Raw genomic sequence first — 21,535 nt, forward strand, 5'->3', positions numbered from 1 at the left:
TTTCAATACTCAGCAACGGGATATTTACGTATGGATGCAACGACTCAAGAAGCCGTCGAAACCTTTCTGGGTGATAATAAACTCTCTGAACTCTGTGAAGTAGTAAAGATTGGCGATGACCTGCTGGATGTGATCAATCTCAGCGAAAATCAGCACTCCGATCTGCTGGCCTGGATGTTCGACCCGCGTGAAGGTCATGGCCAGGGAGACCAGATCATCCGTGACCTGCTGCTGGCCGCTAGCAACACGATCACCGCAGGCTATCCGCTTGATGGCCGCAGCACCACTTCGCGTTTCTTTACTGAATGGACACCATCGAGGATCCGCACGGCAAGCTTTGGCAGTGTGTTCACCGCGCGTGAATTAGGGATGAACGCCTCGGAGCGTGTGGATCTTTTCGTGATCGATCCCACCCATAAATTCGTGCTGCTGATCGAGAATAAAGCCGGGACCGCCCATAGCGAGAAGCAACTCGACGGCTATCGGAAAAGCTGGCAGGAAAGCGTGGCTAAAAAGGCCCATTTGAAAGATTACAGCTGCGTGTTGATTGCGCTTGATCGCGCATTTGAGACTGATGTCGAGGATCATCCCTCAAATGGCTACTGGTTACATATGGGATATGACTGGTTAAAGCCCTCAGCGGATCGGGCCGTGTTACAGCTGGAGCGCGGCAACCTCGCAGCCCGGCTGGTCGTCAGTTATTGCACCCGGCAAAGCAACTGGGAAAGCCCGATGGAGAAGCGTGCCATTGCACTCGCCGCCGGGTTACATGAAACGCACGCGAATGCCCTCAAGTCTTTACTGGGAAACTCGACCGGACGGCTGGAAAGAAACTGGTTTAACACTCACACAGCCCCCGAAACGCTGTTTCTGCTGCAAAACAAAGCCGTATTCTCCCTGTTGCGTCAGACTCAGGGCATGGCCTCACTAAAAGAGACGCTCGCGACAAAAATTCCCCTGCTGCACCGTGACAATATTTACACCACGCGGACCCGGATTGACGTGCGCCCCCCTGGATGGGAGAAATATACTGGCGAGGAACTCTACTGGCCGGTATTTTTCAAAATCCGTTACTCGGATCATACTCAGACGAAATACGATCTGGCGCTAGTGCTTGACGTCAACAGTGCGAATTCCGAAGCCGAAGGCGAGGAGTTACGCGAGTCTCTGCAAAAATTCGACCGTCGTTTCGACACCCATCTGAGCCGGATACGCCGCCGGGTCGTCCTGGCGGAAAAAACAGACAGGGCGGAATTGGTGCAAACACTGGAAGCATCCGTTCGTCGCCTACTTAGCGTAGCTAAGTAGCGCCACGTCCCTGCCACCATCCCGAGCTTGTTTGCAGCACTATCCTATTGAAGGTAAACTGCAAAACAGGTAAAACGCAGCAGGCAATCGTTTTCGTTCACCCTCATTTCTCTCCGCGATAATGGAAAAAAGACTCATGGAAATCCGGCGCGACGAGCGTATCAATAAGCTGGCCCAGGCGCTGAAACGCACCGATAAAATCCATCTGAAAGAAGCGGCTCATCTGCTTGGCGTGTCTGAGATGACCATTCGTCGCGATCTGAGTAGCGGTCCGGGCGTTGTGGTTCTGCTGGGGGGATATATCGTCAGCGATCCGATGCGTCATCAGAACCATTATTTTGTTTCCGATCAGCAGGAGCAGAATGTCGATCGCAAACGTCTGTTGGGGCAGCGTGCCGCCGCGTTGATCCAGCCGGAAGAGACGGTGTATTTCGATTGCGGCACCACGGTGCCGTGGATCATCGATGCCATCGACGAAGACCTGCCGTTTACCGCGGTTTGCTGCGCCATGAACACTTTTCTGGCCCTGAAAGAAAAAACCGCCTGCCGGGTGATCTTGTGCGGTGGCGAATTCCATCCAGACAACGCCATTTTCACACCGCTGGGCACGCAGTCAGTGATGGACAGCCTGTGTCCCGATAAAGCCTTTATTTCCGCCGCTGGCATCGATATCCGGCAGGGTGCCAGTTGCTACAACCTGAGTGAATTGCCGATGAAACATCTGGCATTACAGCGTGCGCGTTCGCGCCTGCTGGTGGCAGACAGCAGCAAATTTGGCAAAGTGCTGCCTGCTCGCATTGCCGATCTCAGTGCGTTCGACGGCCTGATCAGCGATGCCGCTCCCGGTGAAGATATCGGCATTGAGGTTATCGCCTCGTAAGTATCGGGCGCCGGATATCGTAGGGGTCGGGCATGCCCGACCCGCAACCCTCCTCACCAGCGATTCAAAATCGCCTCACCATCGCGCAGACGCCGCAGGTTTTCACACACCCCCGCCACATTGCCCTCCAGTGAAATATCGGTCACGCCGCCAATGTGCGGCGTGGCGATCACATTGTGGTGGAACAGCACATCCTGCGGGTCGGGCGGTTCCTGCCAGAAGACATCCAGCCCGGCACCGGCCAACGGCCCATTCTCCAGCGCCGCCAGCAGCGCCGGTTTCTCAATCAGACCGCCGCGCCCAAGGTTAATCAGGAAGCTGCCCTGCTTCATCTTCGCCAGCGCAGGCTCATCAATAATATGATGCGTTTCCGGGTTGTCCGGTAAACTCAGCACCACAAAATCCGCCTCGCGCAGCAGGTGCGGTAAACGCTCCATGCCGCCAACCCAGTCCAGGCGATGCTGACGGGCAAAATCATCAGACGCCTGACGTTTCACGCCAATCATGCGCATATCAAACGCGGCGAGCCGCTGCGCCAGCGCTTTACCGATGCCGCCCAGCCCCACCAATCCGACGGTCTTGCCTTTCAGCCCCATGCCGACCGGCAGGCCCAGCTGACGGGTAGCCAGCATCTGCGGCACTTCGCTGGCCTTACGTGCCAGGCCGATCATCATCCAGATCCCCAGTTCCGCAACGGAATCTGCATTGCCGGATCGGTCCGATGGCACATTGGCCACGGTAATACCGCGCTGGCGAGCCGTCTCAATATCCACCCCTTCCAGCCCGGCTCCCGCCTGCTGGATCAGCTTCAGGCGATCGGCTGTCTGTAAGAGACGTTGATTGACCTTCGCCATGCCGGGGATCAGCGCATCAAAACCCGCCAGGCTCTCTGCCGCATGCCCGGCAGAAGCAACAAATTCGACATCGGGGAGTCTCTGACGGAACTGCTGGATCATCCCACCCCAGGCATTTTCTTCCGCCGCGATCAGAACTTTCATCGATATCTCCATCATTTATAAGGCAAAAAATGAGCTTAGACGGCTACGGTCATAAATCAAACAGAAATCAGGCAGATCCGTTGATATCGGGATAATCCTCTGCGTTCCGGCTGTGAATAAGGGGGGAAACCAGCTAAACTCCGCTATCTGAGTGGGCACCCTTATGCCCCTGCTAATTAAGAGGCTCAAACTAACGTGGCTCAATTCGTCTATAGCATGCATCGCGTCGGCAAAGTCGTTCCGCCGAAGCGTCATATTTTGAAAAACATCTCCCTCAGCTTCTTCCCTGGCGCCAAGATCGGCGTACTGGGTCTGAACGGGGCAGGTAAATCTACGCTGCTGCGCATCATGGCGGGCATCGATAAAGACATCGAAGGGGAAGCGCGTCCGCAGCCGGGCCTGAAAATTGGCTATCTGGAGCAGGAACCGAAGCTTAACCTGGAACACACCGTTCGTGAGTCGGTAGAAGAAGCCGTTTCCGAAGTGGTCAACGCGCTGAAAGGTCTGGACGAGGTGTACGCTAAGTACGCAGAGCCGGATGCAGACTTCGACAAACTTGCCGCGCAACAGGGCAAGTTTGAAGAAATCATCCAGGCGCACGACGGCCACAATCTGAACACCCAGCTCGAACGTGCCGCTGATGCGCTGCGTCTGCCGGACTGGGATGCGAAGATTGGCACTCTGTCCGGGGGTGAACGCCGCCGCGTTGCGCTGTGTCGTCTGCTGCTGGAAAAGCCAGACATGCTGCTGCTCGACGAACCAACGAACCACCTGGATGCGGAATCCGTAGCCTGGCTGGAACGCTTCCTGCACGACTTCGAAGGGACCGTTGTGGCGATTACGCACGACCGTTACTTCCTCGATAACGTGGCCGGTTGGATTCTGGAGCTGGACCGTGGTGAAGGGATTCCATGGGAAGGTAACTACTCTTCATGGCTGGAGCAAAAAGATGCGCGTCTGGCGCAGGAAGCCTCCTCCGAAGCGGCTCGTCGTAAATCGATTGAGAAAGAGCTGGAGTGGGTGCGTAAAGGCGCTAAAGGCCAGCAATCTAAAGGCAAGGCGCGTCTGAACCGCTTTGAAGAGCTGAACAACGCCGAATACCAGAAGCGTAACGAGACCAACGAACTGTTTATTCCACCTGGCGCACGCCTGGGCGATAAAGTGGTTGAGGTCAACAACCTGCGCAAATCTTACGGTGACCGTCTGCTGATTGACGATCTCTCCTTCTCTGTTCCGAAAGGTGCGATTGTTGGCATCATCGGTCCGAACGGCGCGGGTAAATCGACCCTGTTCCGCATGATGTCCGGTCAGGAACAGCCTGATTCCGGCAGCATCGTACTGGGCGAGACCGTGAAGCTGGCGTCAGTGGATCAGTTCCGCGACAGCATGGATGGGTCTAAAACCGTATGGGAAGAAGTGTCCGGCGGTCAGGACATCATGCGTATCGGCAACACCGAGATGCCAAGCCGTGCCTACGTTGGCCGCTTTAACTTTAAAGGGGTTGATCAGGGTAAACGCGTTGGCGAGCTGTCCGGTGGTGAGCGTGGTCGTCTGCATCTGGCTAAACTGTTACAGGTTGGCGGCAACATGCTGCTGCTGGATGAACCAACCAACGACCTGGATATTGAAACCCTGCGCGCGCTGGAAAACGCCCTGCTGGAGTTCCCGGGCTGTGCCATGGTGATCTCGCATGACCGTTGGTTCCTGGACCGTATTGCCACCCACATTCTGGATTACCAGGATGAAGGCAAGATCGAGTTCTTCGAAGGTAACTTTACTGAATACGAAGAGTACAAGAAACGTACGCTGGGTGCGGAAGCGCTTGAGCCAAAACGTATTAAGTACAAGCGTATGATCAAGTAAGCGACCGGGCTTACGGGGCGACCAAAAAAAGGTCGCCCCCCTACGTATAAAACTCCCGAAACACCGGCGACTGCATCGCAAAATCAATAAACCGCGACAGCGCAGGCGAGTTCAACTTACGGCTTGGGTACACCAGCCACAGCTCATTGCCCTCCACTTCCCACTCCGGCAGCACCTGCACCAGATCGCCCTGCGACAACACCTCATCGGTTAAAAAACGCGGCAACAGCGTAATACCCGCTTTGCCCAGCGCACACTCGCGCGCATACACCAGATTATCGGTCATATGCGTGGGCGGCAGCAGCCAGCGATAATATTCCTCATCACGTTTAAGCACCCATTCGGTCCAGGCGCGGTGCGCAATGCAGCGGTGTGCGGAGAGCTGGCCGGGATGGGTCAGCGGCGGCAACGATGCCAGATACTCTGGCGATGCCACCAGCAGGCGCTGGCAGTAGCCAATACGGCGGCCAATCAGCGACGAATCCTGCGGCCTTCCGGTGCGCAGCGCCACATCAAAGCCATCCTGCACCAAATCGCGGATTTCATCGGACACCGACACATCCAGCGTCACATCGGGATATTCCTGCTGAAAAGCCGTATTGAAACGCGCCAGCAGCGTGGCACCAATGCCGGCAGGAGAGGTAATGCGCAGCCGCCCGCTGGGATTATCGCGCAGTCGCTCAATCGCCATACCGGCGCGTTCACTGGCCTGCAGCATCTCCTGGCAGTGCACCAGATAGCGCTCGCCCGCAAAGGTCAGGTTGAGCTGGCGCGTGGTACGGTTAATCAGCCGCAACCCCAGCGCCTGCTCCAACTGGCTGACGCGCTGGCTGACGCTGGATTTCGGTAAACCCGCACGATTCGCCGCAGCGGTAAAACTCCCGCACTCGGCCACCAGCGCAAACAGCGCCATATCCTGCAACTGTTTAAACATGATTGTTCACCTCAAACGAACACTGCGTGCATCATTGTCCATCTTATCATTCGTTTGCTGATTACCTACACTGAGAGACAATTATTCAGGTATTCAGGAGAAACACTATGACCATTAAAGCCATTGCCATCAGCCCGGAAAACCCGCAGCAGTTTATTGAAATCCAGCAACCCCAGCCAACGCCGGGTGAATACGATCTGCTGGTCGACGTCAAAGCCGCATCAGTCAACCCGGTGGATACCAAAGTCCATAAAGGCGCACAGAAAAATGGCCTGCAACAGCCACGCGTGCTCGGCTGGGATGCCAGCGGTATCGTGCTGGCCGTGGGCAGCAAGGTCAGTGGTTTTAAAGCGGGCGATGAAGTCTATTACGCAGGCGACATTACCCGGCCAGGTAGCAATGCCAGCCAGCAGTTGATTGATGCGCGGATTACCGGCCACAAGCCTCGCTCACTGGATTGGGCAGAATCTGCCGCCATCCCGCTGACTGCACTGACAGCGTGGGAAGGCCTGTTTGATCGTCTGCAACTCGAAAGTGCCACAGCAGGCAAAACGCTGCTGATTGTAGGCGGCGCAGGCGGCGTCGGTTCGCTGGCGATCCCTCTGGCCAAACTGCGCAGCAAAGTGACGGTGATCGCCACGGCATCACGCCCTGATTCAGCACAGTGGTGTCAGGATCGTGGCGCCGACCTGGTGATCGACTACCGTGATATGGCTGGAGAGCTCGCGAAGCATGATATCAAACAGGTGGACTACATTTTCTGCCTGAACGATACCGATGGTCACTGGGAAGCGATGAGCACACTGATCGCACCACAAGGGCATATCTGTACCATCGTTGAAAACGAGAAACCGTTAAACATGGATCAGCTGAAGCTGAAAAGTGCCGCGCTGCATTTTGAGTTTATGTACACACGAAGCATGTTCACCACGCCGGATATCGCCCGTCAGGGAGAGATTCTGGATGTCACTGCCGCGCTGCTGGATGACGGTAAGCTGGCAGGTTCACTGAGCAAAACCCTGCATGGGCTGAGCGTAGAAACACTGACAGAAGCCCACCAGCTAGTGCTGGACGGCCATATGCGTGGCAAAGTGGTGATGGTGTATTAAGTTTCACCGTGGCGGGCCGATCGGAAAAAAGGATCGGCCCCTGCGGCGGGGCAGCGATGTTTAAGCGCCCAGCATCTCTTTCACCAGTTCGACGCAGCGCAGGAAGCGCTCGTCGTAGTTGTCCTGCTCAACGTGAACATAGTTGATGTTATTCTCGCCAAGCATGGCGATCAGCAGTGACTGGAACTCTTTGCGATCCACCGAGCTGCCCAGGCTGCGCAGCCCATCGGCCACCCAGGGCACGTTGTTTTCCACCAGGATCACCAGATCGAAACGATACTCGTCAATCAGCGCCTGAACAAACGGATGCTCACGGCCTTCATACTTTTTACAGAATGCCTGCGTGGTCACAAAGTCAGTGTCGATAAACGCCACTTTATTGGCGTATTTGACCGCAAAGTCGATGTACTGCGCCTGGCCGAGGGCGATCTTATCGTAGTCAGAATACTGTAACGCCATCTCGTCGCCGCCCAGATGCGAGAAGACGTAATCGCGGCCAAACTCCCAGGCACTGGTGGTATTGAAGATATTCGCCAGCTTATTGACCAGTGTGGATTTCCCGCTCGATTCACCGCCGAGTATCGCCACAGTGCGCACGAAGAAGGGCTTCACTTCAGTGGGAATATATTCCCAGTAGCGGAACGGATCCTGACGAATCTGCCCGCCGCTAATGTTCATAAATGAACGTTTTGGATCAATAACAATGGTCTCGACACCGAGGTGGGTACTGAACTGCTCGGCATCCCCCTCTTCACTGGTGTAGATACAGTTCGGCACAATGCCGTGATCGTCCATAAACGACTGCACGCCGTGGCTCCAGACGTCCCAGCCGTACGGATACGGCTCCATTCCCTCTTCATTGAATGAGTGAATACGGATGTTTTTCTGGTATTTAAAGGTCTGGAGCAGCCAGCGCAGACGGTCGCTGACCGTGGGCTGCTGTGACATGGCGCTGGCTTCAAACAGCTGACGATCGCGCGGCTCATCGTAACCCATGATGATATGCAGCTCGTCCACCTGGCTACAGGCGCGCTGGATCAGATAAATATGGCCGGTATGAAGCGGATAGAATTTACCAAACACCACGCCAATGGTTTTCTCGCGACGCGGAAACTCCAGCCCGAGAAAACGGTGCAGCGCCTCCAGCTTCTGCGCGCTGGGGCTTTTGATTTTCGCATTCAGCAGCTGACTGAGGTACCCCTTGGTCATACCGCTGGCATCAGATACCTGCTGTAAGGTGCAGCCCTGCTGGCGAATGGCGGTTTTAAGGTAGTCAAACGATGACATGGACTCACTCCATTATAATTCGTCAAGTATAGACAACGCGTCAGCCAGCTTCTTCACACCGTACACTTTCATATTTTCCGGTGGCTTCTTCGGCACATTCGCTATCGGCACAATGGCGCGGCGGAAACCATGTTTAGCCGCCTCGGAAATACGCTCCTGACCACTTGGCACCGGGCGGATCTCCCCCGCAAGCCCCACTTCACCAAACACCACCAGATCGTGCGGTAACGGGCGGTCACGCAGACTGGAAACCATCGACAGCATCAGGGCCAGGTCGGCACTGGTTTCCGTGACTTTCACTCCACCCACGACGTTGACGAACACATCCTGATCGGCCATTTGCAGGCCGCCGTGGCGGTGCAATACGGCCAGCAGGATCGCCAGACGGTTCTGCTCCAGGCCCACCGCAACGCGCCGCGGATTACCCATCATCGAGTGATCCACCAGCGCCTGAATCTCCACCAGCAGCGGACGTGTTCCTTCCCACAGCACCATCACTGAACTGCCGGAGGTGACTTCGTCGCCACGACTTAAGAATATCGCCGATGGGTTGCTCACTTCACGCAGCCCCTGCTCGGTCATGGCAAACACGCCCAGCTCATTCACCGCACCAAAGCGGTTTTTATGGCTGCGCAGGGTACGGAAACGCGAGTCCGCATCACCATCCAGCAGCACCGAACAGTCAATACAGTGTTCAAGCACCTTCGGCCCTGCCAGGGAACCGTCTTTCGTCACGTGGCCCACCATCACGATGGCGACACCTTTGGTTTTGGCGAAACGGGTCAGATAGGCTGCGGTTTCACGCACCTGCGCGACACTACCGGGAGAGGACTGGATATCGGCCATATGCATCACCTGTATCGAGTCGATCACCATCAGTTTCGGCTGCTCCTGCTCGGCGATCAGGCAGATTTGCTCGATGCTGGTTTCCGACAGCATATTCAGATTTTCAGTGGGTAATCCCAGACGATGGGCGCGCATCGCCACCTGTTGCAGCGACTCTTCCCCGGTGACATACAGGGTTTTCATCCCTTCTGACAGCTTGCACAGGGTTTGCAACAGCAGGGTACTTTTCCCCGCGCCGGGGTTACCCCCGATCAGAATCGCACTGCCCGGGACCACACCACCGCCCAGCACACGGTCAAACTCTTTAAAACCGGTGGAAAACCGCGGGAGTTCGTCGAGACTGATGTCCGACAGTTTCTGCACGCGGCTTGGCCCGGCGCTACCGGCGTAACCTGTCAGGCGCTCATTGCGCGCAACAACAGGCGATGCCGCCAGACGCACCTCAGTAATCGTATTCCATGCATGGCAGGCGCTACATTGGCCCTGCCAGCGAGGATAATCTGCGCCGCACTCGTTACAGACAAAGGCGCGCTTTACCGCTTTGGCCAAATCTACCCCTTAACGCTCTTCGTGGATCAGGCTGCCGCTGAGAATACAGAAGACGCCCATCAGGTCAGCATGACGAATAATCACTTCGGTCTGCTCGTTCACTTTCGGTTTGGCATGATAGGCGATGCCCAGCGCTGAGGCTTTGATCATCGGCAGATCATTGGCGCCATCACCGACGGCCACCGTCTGCTCTGGAGCAATCTCAAACCGGGCAGCCAGCTTACGCAACGTGTCTGCCTTATATTGTGCATCAACGATGTCGCCCAGCACTTCGCCGGTCAGCTTGCCATCGCGGATTTCCAGCACGTTGGCGGCAATCGCCGACAGGTGCAGCGTATCGCGCAGGTATTCAGCAAAGTACGTGAAGCCGCCGGAAGCAATCGCTACATGCCAGCCCAGCGCCTGCAGCTTAGCAACCAGCGAAGTCAGGCCCGGCATCAACGGTAGCTGGTCACGCACGGTTTTCAGAATGTTGGCATCGGCATCTTTCAACGTGGCCACACGCTGACGCAGGCTGGCAGCGAAGTCCAGTTCACCGCGCATCGCACGCTCGGTGACTTCCGCCACCAGCTCGCCGCTGCCCGCCAGTTTGGCGATCTCGTCGATGCATTCGATTTCAATCGCCGTGGAGTCCATATCCATCACCAGCAGACCTGGCGTTTTCAGGTGGGGAATGCGCCCTAACGGAGCAACATCCATGCCCGCATCGTGGGCCAGCTTCATCGCACGCGGTGTCAGGGAACCGGCCAGGCGTACCACCTGATAATCCTCCACCACCCAGGCACTGACGATCACCATCGCAGCGCCTAACTGGCGCTGATATTCTGTCAGTCGGGCCTTATCGAGTTGGCGCCCATACAGCAACCAGCCGGTACGGCCAGCACGGTAATCCAACGGCATCACTTCATCACCGCTCAAAGATAGAGGTAACCCCGGCCAGAGAGAGACTTCGGCAGGCAGGTCGCACCAGGTGAGGCTATTTGGCATCACAGCTCCTGTAAGGACTTAATTATCACTATTGTTGCTCAACATAGGCAGAGCATTAAAACCACGCAAGAGGCTACCCTGTAAGCCCGCCTTCTGGCAACATAAAGCTAATGACCGAAAAGCGGTTCTTTCTCCAGGATTGAAGGGTTGAGATGGCAAAAGCCAAACTGAAGTTTCGTCTTCACCGTACGGTGATCGTCCTGATTTGCCTGACACTCCTGGTCGTGCTGATGCAGGGCGCCTCGTGGTTCAGTCTGGGGCACCAGATGGCGCGTTCTGAACAGGTTGAAGAACTGGCCCATACGCTGACACGCCAGGTCGCCTGGACGCTGACGCCGCTGATGGACAATCCGGATGATAATCATCAAAAAATTATCGATTCACTCGACCAGATGACCCATGAAAGCCGCATTCTTGATGCTTCACTGTATGACAGCGAGGGAAGTTTGATCGCACACAGCGGTGAAAGCATTAACGTACGCGACCGCCTGGCACTGGATGGCCAGCGTGCCGGTAGTTACTTTAACCATCAGATTGTCCAGCCGCTGGCTAGCAAAGACGGCCCGCGCGGATTTCTGCGCGTCACGCTGGATACCCATGTACTGGTCACCGAAGCTAAGCAGGTGGATAACACCACCAATATACTGCGCTTAATGATGATCCTGGCGTTGGCCATCGGCATTATTCTCTCCCGTACTCTGCTGCGCGATCGTCGTACCCGCTGGCAGCAGTCGCCGTTCCTGCTCACCGCAAACAATCCGGTGAAAGAGGATGATGACGAGAGTGAAACAGACGCTGAAACAGTCGGTAGCCCTCCGGCTTCCGATACAGAAAATAAAGCGACGTCTTCCTTATCTAACAGCAAATAAAGCTATTCCGTTGAAATAGCTTTTCGTGTTCTGTACTCCTTTTCACCTCCGCTGCATCTTAAACACTCCCGAGCGCTTATGCGTTCTTGATGCCTGAAAACTAAGGAGTACAACGATGAAACGGAGCTTTATTATCATCACGATGACCACTGTGGGCCTGTGTTTTTCTGCTGCTGCTGTTGCCGCAGATCAATCCGGGATCGCTGTTTATTCCACTCAAAAAGAGTTGAAATCCCTGTCGTCAGATGGCCTGGATAATTACGGGAAAACGTTTAACGTTACGCTGAAAAATACCACAGCGAAAAATATCGACTTGCAGATGTTTTGCCTGAAAGGGTATTCGCATGATGGCCGGGTATTCCCGGTTGACCGTGTTGACGATCATCTGGCGCACGGGAAATTAAAACCTCAGGGCAAAGTCACAGGTCCGGTGATTTTCTCTGCCGCTGATGACAGTGTGTTTGATATCAATCAGGTGAAGATTACGGACAAATGTCGTTAATGAAGGTCGGCTGTGCGGGGCATTTCGCGTAATTTTTTGACAGGAACGCTGATAAACGGAGGCTGGCTGAATGCCAGCCTCGCGGGAGAAATTACTCTTTATCGCCCAGTAACACAGACTCCAGTGCGATTTCAATCATCTCGCTGAAGGTGGTCTGACGCTCTGCTGCAGTGGTCTGCTCATGGGTACGGATATGGTCAGATACGGTGCAGATGGTCAGCGCTTTGGCGCCAAACTCTGCGGCCACGCCGTAGATACCGGCAGCTTCCATTTCCACACCCAGAATGCCGTACTTTTCCATCACGTCGAACATCTGTGGGTCTGGCGTATAGAACAGGTCAGCAGAGAAGATGTTGCCCACACGCGCTTTCACACCCAGCGCTTTCGCTGCATCAACCGCGTTACGGACCATGTCAAAATCAGCAATCGCTGAGAAATCGTGGTCTTTAAAACGCATGCGGTTCACTTTGGAATCGGTGCAGGCACCCATACCAATGACCACGTCACGCAGTTTCACATCGGCACGTACCGCACCGCAGGAACCCACACGGATGATTTTCTTCACGCCGAACTCGGTGATCAGCTCTTTCGCATAGATAGAGCAAGACGGGATGCCCATGCCGTGTCCCATCACAGAGATCTTACGGCCTTTGTACGTCCCGGTGTAGCCCAGCATACCGCGCACGTTGTTCACTTCCACGGCGTCCTGCAGGAAGGTTTCAGCAATGTGCTTTGCACGCAGCGGGTCGCCCGGCATCAGCACAACATCAGCGAAATCGCCCATCTCAGCGTTAATATGTGGCGTAGCCATGTTTCATCCTTATCTCAAAAAATAGAGTGTTACTTCAACCTTCAGAATAACGACTTACCGTATTCCATGGGTGAAAGACCAAAATAGTGAGCGACCGTCTGACCGATATCGGCGAAGGTATCGCGATAACCGTAATCACCCGGCTTCACGCCCGGCCCGTAAATCAGCACAGGAATATGCTCGCGGGTGTGTTCGGTGCCCGCCCAGCTTGGGTCACAGCCGTGGTCGGCGGTGAGGATCAGGATATCCCCTTCTTTCACCTGCGCCATCAGCTCCGGCAAACGGCGGTCGAACAGCTCCAGCCCACCGGCATAGCCAGGAATATCGCGGCGGTGTCCCCAGGTTGAGTCAAAATCAACAAAGTTAGTGAACACAATACTGTTGTCCGGCGCTGTTTTCATTTCAGCGACAGTGGCATCAAACAGCGCATCCAGGCCGGTCGCCTTCACCTTTTTGGTGATACCGACATGCGCATAGATATCCGCAATTTTACCCACTGAAATCACTTCACCGCCCTGCTCGTCAACCAGCTTTTTAAGGACGGTTGGCGCAGGCGGCTCTACCGCCAGGTCGTGACGATTCCCGGTACGCTCGAAGTTTCCTGCTTTGTCGCCAATAAACGGACGCGCAATCACGCGGCCAATATTGTACCCCCCTTCGGTAAGCGCTTCACGGGCAATCTCACAAAGTTCGTAGAGGCGATCAAGGCCGAAGGTCTCTTCGTGGCAGGCAATCTGGAACACCGAGTCGGCAGAGGTATAGAAAATCGGCTTACCGGTTTTCATATGTTCTTCGCCCAGTTGGTCGAGGATCACCGTGCCGGAAGAGTGGCAGTTGCCGAGATAACCCGGCAAATTGGCTTTTTCCACCAACAGATCGAGCAGCTCCTGCGGGAAGCTATTTTCCAGATCGCTGAAGTACCCCCAGTCAAACAGCACAGGTACACCGGCGATTTCCCAGTGACCCGACGGCGTGTCCTTCCCGGAGGAGAGCTCGCTGGCGTATGCGTAAGCGCCAATAATCTCGGCGTCTTTATCCAGCCCCAGCGGGAATTTACCGCTGGAGGCTTCCGCCGCTTTACCTAAACCCAGTGCCGTGAGGTTGGGCAGATGGAGTGGGCCTTTACGCCCTTTGTCTGCTTCACCCTTGAAGCACGCCTCAGCAATATGTCCGAGGGTATCCGAGCCTTTATCGCCAAACTTGTCGGCGTCTTTGCTGTACCCGATCCCAAAGGAATCAAGCACCATGATAAATGCACGTTTCATCCTGATCTCCTGCGCGATAGTCGCGATGAGCGTTAAAAAAATGCGATCAGAACAGAATACTCCTTCTCAGGATATTCTGCGATAAATAACTGGCGTTGAGGCGGGTACGCCCTCCCCAACGGCAACGGCGCGTTTTACCGCGCTGGCCGCTTCCTGCCAGCTGGCTTCATCAGACGCGTGGATCACGGCCAGCGGACGCTGACCGTCCACCGCATCACCCAGTTGCGCCACCTCGCTGAAACCTACGCTGTAATCAATACTGTCACTGGCGCGACGACGGCCGCCACCCAGCGATACTACCGCCATGCCAAGTGCACGCGTGTCCATGGCATTAACGATGCCAGGCCTGTCGGCAAACACCGCTTTGCTCAACATCGGTGCAGGCAAATAACTGTCCATCCGTTCAATAAAGTCTGTCGGTCCTTTCTGTGCTGCCACCATACGGGCAAATATTTCAGCCGCACGGCCATTATCCAGCACAGCCTGAAGCTTGCTGCGCGCATCATCTGCCGACGTTGCCAGGCCACCGGAGAGCAGCATCTCGCTGCACAGCGCCATCGTCACTTCCAGCAGTCGCGGATTGCGGTATTCACCGGTCAGGAACTGCACCGCTTCGCGCACTTCCAGCGCATTTCCTGCACTGGATGCCAGCACCTGATTCATGTCCGTCAGCAACGCGGTGGTCTTGCATCCCGCGCCGTTCGCCACGCCAACAATCGCCTGCGCCAGCGCCTCTGATTTTTCAAACGTCGGCATAAACGCACCTGACCCCACTTTCACGTCCATCACCAGCGCATCCAGGCCTTCAGCCAGTTTTTTGGCGAGGATCGACGCCGTAATCAACGGGATCGAGTCAACTGTGGCGGTAATATCACGTGTGGCATAGAAACGTTTATCTGCCGGTGCCAGTGAGTTGGTCTGGCCAATGATCGCCACACCCACGTCTTTAATGATCTGACGGAAACGATCGTCCTGCGGGAAAATATCAAATCCAGGGATCGCCTCAAGCTTATCCAGCGTACCGCCGGTATGACCGAGGCCACGGCCAGAGATCATCGGCACATAGCCGCCACAGGCCGCGACCATTGGCCCCAGCATCAGGGAGGTCACATCGCCAACGCCCCCCGTGGAGTGTTTATCCACCACCGGGCCATTGAGATTAAGCGCTTTCCAGTTGAGTACCGAACCGGAGTCACGCATTGCCATGGTTAACGCCACGCGCTCAGGCAGCGACATATCGTGGAAGTAGATCGTCATTGCCAGTGCAGCAATCTGCCCTTCAGAGACCGTGTTATCACGCACACCATTGATAAAAAAGCGAATCTCTTCTTCGCTTAATACCTGCCCATCACGTTTTTTTCGAATAATTTCTTGTGGCAGAAACACGGTAACCCCCGGTATTAATAGCGAAAATGCTTAAACGGGTCGGGCATGCCCAACCCCTACAAAGGCCAGGCAGACCTGACCCGACAGCTGTTAGTATTTGCTGTCGCTGGTTGCGCCTGAGAAGCCCGCCGCATTTAACAGGCTGGCCAGCAGACTGGAAGCACCAAAACGGAAATGACGGGCATCGGCCCAGTCGCTACCCAGAATGTCATCAGCCAGTTTCAGATACAGTGCAGCATCATCGGCGGTGCGTACGCCACCGGCAGGCTTGAAGCCGACCTGCTGCTTCACCCCTTTTTCGGCAATAACACGCATCATGATTTCCGCCACAGCAGGAGTGGCGTTAACCGGCACTTTCCCCGTTGAGGTTTTGATAAAGTCAGCGCCCGCATCGATGGCAATTTCGGAAGCTTTACGGATCAGCGCTTCCTCTTTCAGCTCACCCGTTTCAATAATCACTTTTAACAGCACGTTGGCGTCTGAACACGCCTTTTTACAGGCTTTTACCAGTTCAAAGCCGACCGTTTCGTTACCCGCAATCAGTGCGCGGTACGGGAATACCACATCCACTTCATCCGCACCGTAGGCGATCGCTGCACGGGTTTCCGCCAGCGCAATATCAATATCATCGTTGCCGTGCGGGAAGTTGGTCACCGTCGCGATGCGAATATCTGGGGTCCCCTGTTCACGCAATGTCTTGCGGGCAATCGGAATAAAACGCGGGTAGATACAGATGGCTGCCGTGTTACCACCCGGAGATTTAGCCTGATGACATAACGCGATCACTTTAGCGTCAGTATCATCCTCATTGAGCGTGGTTAAATCCATCAGTTGCAGCGCACGCAGCGCCTGAGTTTTCACATCGGACATCATTCTCTCCAGACAGGTTTTATGAGGGCGGGGTCGACATATTCTCAACCCGCGACGCCCTGTAATGTTAAAATTATAACAGTCAGCATGAAACTATTTTGTGGGTAATTTCACAATAAAAGGATTCTTGTTTCATCATTTCCGTAAGAAAATTGAAGCCCATCACACCAAGAGGCGCCATGGAGGCAAGTGACGGCGCTCAGCGACATCATAAGGAAATGTTATAATTATAACATTCTGTTTTTCGTGATGTGGCAGGATAAAAGTATCGTCAGCTCACACGCCAAATAGCGTACGGGTGTTTTCTCGCAGAGTATCAGCAATATGTTGCGGGGATTCGGGTCTGAGCGCACACAACGTTTCCCAGACATCCCTGACCCGCTCCGGGCGGTTGGGCTGCCCCTGAAATCCCTGTAAGGGCATGTCGGGTGCATCCGTTTCCAGCAGCAGCGAGGTCAGCGGCAGCCGGGAAAGTGTCTGCCGGGTTTTACTGGCGCGTTCATAGGTGATAGTACCGCCCACGCCAATTGCATAGCCCGCACGGATAAAGGCCAGCGCCTGCTGTTCGCTGCCGGCAAAACCATGTACCACACCGCAACGCGGCAGGTTGATACGGCGCAGATGCATCGCCAGCTTGTCATGAGTGCGGCGTGAATGCAGGATCACCGGCAGGTCATAATCACGCGCCATCCTTAGCTGCGCATCCAGCAGCGCCTGCTGTCGTTCGAATTGCGGATTGTCGATGTAGAGATCGAGGCCAATTTCCCCAATCGCCACCAGCTTCGGGTGCCGCCGTTGCAGATGCTGCTCCAGCGCCTGCAAATCCTCAGGCCGATGCTCTGCAATCGCCATTGGATGCACGCCGAGCGCGGCATAAACCGCATCATGGCACTCAGCCAGCGCAATCACCCCATCAAAGCGCTCTGCGGAGACGCCAACAGCAATAATTCGCTCCACGCCTGCGGCAGCCGCCCGTTGCAGGCTGGCCGTTTCATCCCCCACAAACGGCGGAAAATCAAAATGGCAGTGGGTGTCTACAAAGCGCAGCGTCATGCCAGCGATCCTTTATCAAAATCTTCATCATTACCCGGCAACGATGGCAGGTTAATCCCCTGCCGATGCGGTTCATTGGCAACGGGCAGCAATGGCACCACCGGCCGCCGGATAAGACGGTTGCCGTCGTTTAGCCACTGACCGAGCGTGGCAAGAAAATAACGCCCACAGCGGCGGCCAAGGTGATAATCCTGATTGAGCGCAGCAATCCGACTGCCGAGCGCGTTGCTGGCCAGTGGGCGCGGCGGATAGATTTCAATAATGCGCAGCGAATCCGGCGGGTTGTCGATAAAGCGCTGGATCTCGCGATAGCTCTCTTCATGCACCTGCAAAACGTTGATCAGCGGTTGCAGTGCGCCCTCACTCAGCCAGCGTTCAACGCGTTTCAACCACAAAGGAGTATAGGTCATCTGCGAGGGCACCGTGCGGATCACCACAATGGTTTCCGCCCCGCGCCGTGCGGCTTCGCGCACCGGGATGGCATCGCGGATGCCGCCATCAAGATAGCTGACGCCGGAGAGATCAACACCCGGCCGGTAAAAACCCGGAATGGCGCTGGAAGCCTTGATAATGTCATGCCAGGTATCGGCGGTCGGTGAAAAATAATCAGGCGTATAGTCGTCGCTTCGACAGGCGCACATATAGAATTCCCGCCCGCTGGAGAACAGCTTCTCTCCGGCATCAACGGCCAGTGGAAATTCCTGGCGGGTGATATCGATCAGCCAGTCGAGATCGATCAAATGCCCCCCACGCACAAAGCGCAGCGGATCGAAAAACTGTTTACAGGTGGTGTAACGAGTGATGACGCGGCGAGCGTATCCCGGCTGGGCGCAGACAAAGGCAGACAAATTTTGCGCACCGGCAGAAGTGCCGAGCATCAGATCAAAGGGGTTGAAGCGAGCCTGCTGGAAAGCGTCCAGAACACCGGCGGTGAAAATACCGCGCTGCCCACCGCCTTCGCATACCAGGGCAAGTTTACCTGGCCGGAAGGGGGTTAACGCCAGTGGCTCAATATTGCCAAGGGTTATCGGAATGCGTGTGCCCAAGCCAGGTATCCTCTCGAGGTAAAGAGAAAGAGGATACCTGTTCTTGGTCAGGTGCGTGAGGCGCTTATTGCTTAATTAGCGACTCAGGCCAGGGACTAGAGTTTTTTACGCCCGGTAAACAGGCTGACAAGGAAAATAATAATACCGACGAAAAACACAATCTTAGCTGCGCCTGTAGCCGCACCCACTAAATTACCGAAGCCCAGGACTGCGGCAATCAGCGCAATGATCAGAAAAATAATACCCCATCGAAACATATGTCTCTCCTTACCAGTAGTGAAGTCTAACTATTTTTTATCATTCACCTCTCCTGCCAGGCAGGGGGAATGTTTGTTCTGTGCAGATGAATCAACTGGCGGCCCCGGTAAACCAGGGCCGCTGGTTTATCACGATTTAACGGTCAAATCGTTTTTAACGCTCTTAACGCCTTCAATCGCTTTGGCAATGCCTTCAGCGCGTTCAGACTGCGCCTGTGTTTTCACCGTACCGGAAAGCTGTACCACACCATTGGTGGTTTCCACTTTCACATTGCGCGAAGGAACGATGTCATCAGCTAACAGTTTAGCTTTAATTTCGCTGGTCGTTGCTGCATCACCGGCATAGCCGCTAACTGTCTGTTTTGTGCCGTCTTTTACGTGCAGTTTGTCACTAACGGATTTCACACCTTCCACTTTCTTCGCAGCGGCAACGGCCAGTTCAGCCTGCTCCTGCGAGGTCACGAAACCGTTAAGTGTCACCACACCACTGTGTGTTTCAACGGAGATATCGGTGCTTTTGATCGCATCGTTATCCACCAATGCGGCTTTTACCTTAGCGGTAACGCCGCTGTCATCCATGTAGCCACCGACTTTTTTCATAGAGCTATCGATTTTCGAACCCGCGCTATCCGCCGTAGACTCTGTTTTGTTCATCAAAGTGCCTTCTGCCAGAGCAGAACCGCTTACCAGAGCAGAACCTACCACTAACGCCATCAGGGTTTTTGTCATCTTAGTCTTCATCATCGATTCGTTCCTTTTGTCTTTTACCACTCACAACGGTGAGCTTTTCAGTCACAAACGGCGTGACTGTAGTTGTCGGCAATTCGTGCTGCTTTTGCCATCGAACGTTGCAGCCATCGCGCCGCATATTTTTCGTCCTGTAGACATGAATATAGTCGGTAATGAGGATTTCACCGGGAATGGTGGTTGATTTGATGGATAAAGAAGCAAAAAAGAGGGGTTTTAGGAGGAGTCTGTAACTATTATTCAGGGCGGACCGGGAAACAAGGTCCGCCCCTCTGCGGGATTAATGCTCGCGGGTTTTGCGGAACACCACGTCAGGATAACGCTCCTGGGTAATATTCAGGTTCACCATGGTCGGTGCGATATAAGTGAGGTTGTCACCGCCATCAAGCGCCAGGTTGACCTCATTTTTACGCTGGAATTCATCAAACTTCTTCGCGTCACTGCACTCCACCCAGCGGGCGGTAGAGACGTTGATCGCTTCGTAGATCGCTTCCACGTTGTATTCGCTTTTCAGACGCGCAACGACCACATCGAACTGCAATACCCCGACAGCGCCAACGATCAGATCGTTGTTGTGCACCGGGCGGAACACCTGCACTGCTCCCTCTTCTGACAGCTGTACCAGCCCTTTCAGCAGCTGTTTCTGCTTCAGCGGGTCGCGCAGACGAATACGACGGAACAGTTCCGGGGCAAAGTTCGGAATACCGGTGAACTTCATGTTCTCACCCTGGGTAAAGGTGTCGCCAATCTGGATGGTACCGTGGTTATGCAGACCGATAATATCGCCCGGATACGCTTCTTCAACGTGCGAACGGTCACCCGCCATAAACGTCAGCGCATCGGCGATCACCACATCTTTCCCGGTACGGACCTGACGCAGTTTCATGCCTTTTTCATATTTACCGGACACCACTCGCATAAAGGCCACGCGGTCACGGTGTTTCGGGTCCATATTGGCCTGGATCTTAAACACGAAGCCGGTAAATTTCTCGTCCGTGGCGCTGACGGTACGCACGTCAGTGTCACGCGGCATCGGTGAGGGTGCCCACTCCACCAGCCCGTCCAACATATGGTCAACGCCGAAGTTACCCAGCGCCGTACCAAAGAATACCGGGCTTAGTTTACCTGCCAGGAAAGCATCGCGGTCGAACTCATGCGAAGCCCCCTGCACCAGCTCCAGCTCATCACGCAGCTGTGCCGCCAGATCTTCACCAATCGCCGCGTCCAGCTCCGGATTATCCAGCCCTTTGACGATGCGCACTTCCTGAATGGTATGGCCCTTACCGCTCTGATAAAGGTAGATTTCATCTTTGTACAGGTGGTAAACGCCCTTGAACAGTTTGCCACAACCGATAGGCCAGGTGATTGGCGCGCAGGCGATTTTCAGCTCACTCTCAACTTCGTCCATCACTTCCATCGGGTCGCGGATGTCACGGTCAAGTTTGTTCATAAACGTCAGGATCGGCGTATCACGCAAACGGGTGACTTCCATCAGCTTACGGGTACGATCTTCAACGCCTTTTGCGGTGTCAATCACCATCAGACAGCAGTCAACCGCCGTCAGCGTACGGTAGGTATCTTCGGAGAAGTCTTCGTGCCCTGGGGTGTCCAGCAGGTTGACCAGGCTACCGCGATAAGGGAACTGCATCACCGAGGTGGTGATCGAGATCCCACGCTGTTTTTCCATCTCCATCCAGTCAGATTTTGCATGCTGGTTAGAGCCACGGCCTTTTACCGTACCGGCGGTCTGAATAGCCTGTCCGAACAGCAGCACTTTTTCAGTGATGGTGGTTTTACCGGCATCCGGGTGAGAAATGATGGCAAAAGTGCGGCGACGAGCCACCTCTTGCATAAACGGTGCATTTGACATGAAGCTTCTTCTGGTTTGGCGCTGTGCCAGTGCACGGCAGAGCGCGTGCGACGGTTTTCACAGCCGATTAATCAATAATGGTCGGCATTTTCGCCTAT

Annotated in this window: 20 protein-coding genes; 6 read left to right on the forward strand and 14 right to left on the reverse strand. The window is 54.9% G+C overall.

The window, feature by feature from the left end:
• The first annotated feature begins 30 nt into the window (after positions 1 to 30).
• Positions 31 to 1,308 (forward strand): PDDEXK-like family protein, encoded by a 1,278-nt coding sequence (locus LJN55_RS19855; protein ID WP_227535114.1) that lies wholly within the window; start codon positions 31 to 33, stop codon positions 1,306 to 1,308.
• Between the two features lie 136 nt (positions 1,309 to 1,444).
• A complete protein-coding gene (gene deoR, locus LJN55_RS19860) occupies positions 1,445 to 2,188 on the forward strand; it encodes a DNA-binding transcriptional repressor DeoR (protein WP_167863343.1) in 744 nt (247 codons plus the stop codon).
• A gap of 53 nt (positions 2,189 to 2,241) precedes the next feature.
• Here the strand turns inward: deoR and LJN55_RS19865 are convergent, their stop codons facing one another.
• Positions 2,242 to 3,186 (reverse strand): 2-hydroxyacid dehydrogenase, encoded by a 945-nt coding sequence (locus LJN55_RS19865; protein ID WP_133842389.1) that lies wholly within the window; start codon positions 3,184 to 3,186, stop codon positions 2,242 to 2,244.
• 195 nt (positions 3,187 to 3,381) lie between these two features.
• Here LJN55_RS19865 and ettA point away from each other — a divergent pair, with 195 nt between their 5' ends.
• A complete protein-coding gene (gene ettA, locus LJN55_RS19870) occupies positions 3,382 to 5,049 on the forward strand; it encodes an energy-dependent translational throttle protein EttA (RefSeq protein ID WP_133842390.1) in 1,668 nt (555 codons plus the stop codon).
• A gap of 40 nt (positions 5,050 to 5,089) precedes the next feature.
• Here the strand turns inward: ettA and LJN55_RS19875 are convergent, their stop codons facing one another.
• Complete coding sequence (locus tag LJN55_RS19875) at positions 5,090 to 5,986, reverse strand: LysR family transcriptional regulator (protein ID WP_133842391.1); 897 nt, start codon at positions 5,984 to 5,986, stop codon at positions 5,090 to 5,092.
• Positions 5,987 to 6,090: 104 nt separating this feature from the next.
• Between LJN55_RS19875 and LJN55_RS19880 the strand changes: the two genes are divergently transcribed.
• Positions 6,091 to 7,092 (forward strand): zinc-binding alcohol dehydrogenase family protein, encoded by a 1,002-nt coding sequence (locus tag LJN55_RS19880; RefSeq protein ID WP_227535115.1) that lies wholly within the window; start codon positions 6,091 to 6,093, stop codon positions 7,090 to 7,092.
• 60 nt (positions 7,093 to 7,152) lie between these two features.
• Here LJN55_RS19880 and nadR read toward each other — a convergent pair whose 3' ends face one another.
• Genes nadR through serB form a run of 3 tightly spaced genes read right to left on the reverse strand, consistent with a single transcriptional unit; the run spans position 7,153 to position 10,761 of the window.
• On the reverse strand, positions 7,153 to 8,379 hold the full coding sequence (gene nadR / locus LJN55_RS19885; RefSeq protein WP_133842393.1) for a multifunctional transcriptional regulator/nicotinamide-nucleotide adenylyltransferase/ribosylnicotinamide kinase NadR: 1,227 nt from the start codon (positions 8,377 to 8,379) through the stop codon (positions 7,153 to 7,155).
• A 12-nt stretch (positions 8,380 to 8,391) separates the two neighbouring features.
• Positions 8,392 to 9,774: a DNA repair protein RadA gene (gene radA, locus LJN55_RS19890; protein ID WP_133842394.1), complete on the reverse strand. Its 1,383-nt coding sequence runs from the start codon at positions 9,772 to 9,774 to the stop codon at positions 8,392 to 8,394.
• A 9-nt stretch (positions 9,775 to 9,783) separates the two neighbouring features.
• A complete protein-coding gene (gene serB, locus LJN55_RS19895; protein WP_133842395.1) occupies positions 9,784 to 10,761 on the reverse strand; it encodes a phosphoserine phosphatase in 978 nt (325 codons plus the stop codon).
• Positions 10,762 to 10,913: 152 nt separating this feature from the next.
• Between serB and LJN55_RS19900 the strand changes: the two genes are divergently transcribed.
• The gene (locus tag LJN55_RS19900) at positions 10,914 to 11,630 is read left to right on the forward strand and encodes a YtjB family periplasmic protein (protein ID WP_133842396.1); all 717 of its coding nucleotides are present in this window, start codon (positions 10,914 to 10,916) and stop codon (positions 11,628 to 11,630) included.
• A gap of 115 nt (positions 11,631 to 11,745) precedes the next feature.
• Positions 11,746 to 12,132 carry a DUF4354 family protein gene (locus LJN55_RS19905; protein WP_227535116.1) on the forward strand — a complete coding sequence of 129 codons (387 nt, stop codon included), beginning with the start codon at positions 11,746 to 11,748 and terminating at the stop codon, positions 12,130 to 12,132.
• A 91-nt stretch (positions 12,133 to 12,223) separates the two neighbouring features.
• On the opposite strand, the gene deoD is transcribed toward LJN55_RS19905, so the two are convergent.
• The 9 genes from deoD to prfC form a co-directional block, all read right to left on the reverse strand.
• Complete coding sequence (gene deoD / locus LJN55_RS19910; RefSeq protein ID WP_133842398.1) at positions 12,224 to 12,943, reverse strand: purine-nucleoside phosphorylase; 720 nt, start codon at positions 12,941 to 12,943, stop codon at positions 12,224 to 12,226.
• 41 nt (positions 12,944 to 12,984) lie between these two features.
• Positions 12,985 to 14,208: a phosphopentomutase gene (gene deoB / locus LJN55_RS19915; RefSeq protein WP_227535117.1), complete on the reverse strand. Its 1,224-nt coding sequence runs from the start codon at positions 14,206 to 14,208 to the stop codon at positions 12,985 to 12,987.
• 66 nt (positions 14,209 to 14,274) lie between these two features.
• The gene (gene deoA / locus LJN55_RS19920) at positions 14,275 to 15,594 is read right to left on the reverse strand and encodes a thymidine phosphorylase (RefSeq protein ID WP_227535118.1); all 1,320 of its coding nucleotides are present in this window, start codon (positions 15,592 to 15,594) and stop codon (positions 14,275 to 14,277) included.
• Positions 15,595 to 15,684: 90 nt separating this feature from the next.
• Positions 15,685 to 16,464 (reverse strand): deoxyribose-phosphate aldolase, encoded by a 780-nt coding sequence (gene deoC / locus LJN55_RS19925; RefSeq protein WP_200641722.1) that lies wholly within the window; start codon positions 16,462 to 16,464, stop codon positions 15,685 to 15,687.
• A 276-nt stretch (positions 16,465 to 16,740) separates the two neighbouring features.
• Positions 16,741 to 17,517, reverse strand: a complete 777-nt coding sequence (locus tag LJN55_RS19930) for a TatD family hydrolase (protein WP_227535119.1) — start codon at positions 17,515 to 17,517, stop codon at positions 16,741 to 16,743.
• Positions 17,514 to 18,563, reverse strand: a complete 1,050-nt coding sequence (locus tag LJN55_RS19935; RefSeq protein ID WP_227535120.1) for a patatin-like phospholipase family protein — start codon at positions 18,561 to 18,563, stop codon at positions 17,514 to 17,516. Before LJN55_RS19935 ends, LJN55_RS19930 begins: the two co-directional genes overlap by 4 nt.
• Before the next feature lie 95 nt (positions 18,564 to 18,658).
• The gene (locus LJN55_RS19940; RefSeq protein WP_133842404.1) at positions 18,659 to 18,820 is read right to left on the reverse strand and encodes a DUF1328 domain-containing protein; all 162 of its coding nucleotides are present in this window, start codon (positions 18,818 to 18,820) and stop codon (positions 18,659 to 18,661) included.
• Positions 18,821 to 18,949: 129 nt separating this feature from the next.
• Positions 18,950 to 19,564 (reverse strand): molecular chaperone OsmY, encoded by a 615-nt coding sequence (gene osmY / locus LJN55_RS19945; RefSeq protein WP_200641725.1) that lies wholly within the window; start codon positions 19,562 to 19,564, stop codon positions 18,950 to 18,952.
• A 283-nt stretch (positions 19,565 to 19,847) separates the two neighbouring features.
• Positions 19,848 to 21,437 carry a peptide chain release factor 3 gene (gene prfC, locus LJN55_RS19950; RefSeq protein WP_133842406.1) on the reverse strand — a complete coding sequence of 530 codons (1,590 nt, stop codon included), beginning with the start codon at positions 21,435 to 21,437 and terminating at the stop codon, positions 19,848 to 19,850.
• Between the last annotated feature and the right edge of the window lie 98 nt (positions 21,438 to 21,535).

Origin of the sequence: Erwinia rhapontici (genome assembly GCF_020683125.1) — a bacterium.
Lineage (GTDB): Bacteria > Pseudomonadota > Gammaproteobacteria > Enterobacterales > Enterobacteriaceae > Erwinia > Erwinia rhapontici.

What these genes read in the sequence shown, in the direction of transcription:
- LJN55_RS19855 (WP_227535114.1), top strand. Translation starts at nt 31, where the DNA reads ATGGATGCAACGACTCAAGAAGCCGTCGAAACCTTTCTGGGTGATAAT.
- deoR (WP_167863343.1), top strand. Translation starts at nt 1,445, where the DNA reads ATGGAAATCCGGCGCGACGAGCGTATCAATAAGCTGGCCCAGGCGCTG.
- LJN55_RS19865 (WP_133842389.1), bottom strand. Translation starts at nt 3,186, where the DNA reads ATGAAAGTTCTGATCGCGGCGGAAGAAAATGCCTGGGGTGGGATGATC.
- LJN55_RS19880 (WP_227535115.1), top strand. Translation starts at nt 6,091, where the DNA reads ATGACCATTAAAGCCATTGCCATCAGCCCGGAAAACCCGCAGCAGTTT.
- nadR (WP_133842393.1), bottom strand. Translation starts at nt 8,379, where the DNA reads ATGTCATCGTTTGACTACCTTAAAACCGCCATTCGCCAGCAGGGCTGC.
- serB (WP_133842395.1), bottom strand. Translation starts at nt 10,761, where the DNA reads ATGCCAAATAGCCTCACCTGGTGCGACCTGCCTGCCGAAGTCTCTCTC.
- LJN55_RS19900 (WP_133842396.1), top strand. Translation starts at nt 10,914, where the DNA reads ATGGCAAAAGCCAAACTGAAGTTTCGTCTTCACCGTACGGTGATCGTC.
- LJN55_RS19905 (WP_227535116.1), top strand. Translation starts at nt 11,746, where the DNA reads ATGAAACGGAGCTTTATTATCATCACGATGACCACTGTGGGCCTGTGT.
- deoD (WP_133842398.1), bottom strand. Translation starts at nt 12,943, where the DNA reads ATGGCTACGCCACATATTAACGCTGAGATGGGCGATTTCGCTGATGTT.
- deoB (WP_227535117.1), bottom strand. Translation starts at nt 14,208, where the DNA reads ATGAAACGTGCATTTATCATGGTGCTTGATTCCTTTGGGATCGGGTAC.
- deoC (WP_200641722.1), bottom strand. Translation starts at nt 16,464, where the DNA reads ATGTCCGATGTGAAAACTCAGGCGCTGCGTGCGCTGCAACTGATGGAT.
- LJN55_RS19930 (WP_227535119.1), bottom strand. Translation starts at nt 17,517, where the DNA reads ATGACGCTGCGCTTTGTAGACACCCACTGCCATTTTGATTTTCCGCCG.
- LJN55_RS19940 (WP_133842404.1), bottom strand. Translation starts at nt 18,820, where the DNA reads ATGTTTCGATGGGGTATTATTTTTCTGATCATTGCGCTGATTGCCGCA.
- osmY (WP_200641725.1), bottom strand. Translation starts at nt 19,564, where the DNA reads ATGATGAAGACTAAGATGACAAAAACCCTGATGGCGTTAGTGGTAGGT.
- prfC (WP_133842406.1), bottom strand. Translation starts at nt 21,437, where the DNA reads ATGTCAAATGCACCGTTTATGCAAGAGGTGGCTCGTCGCCGCACTTTT.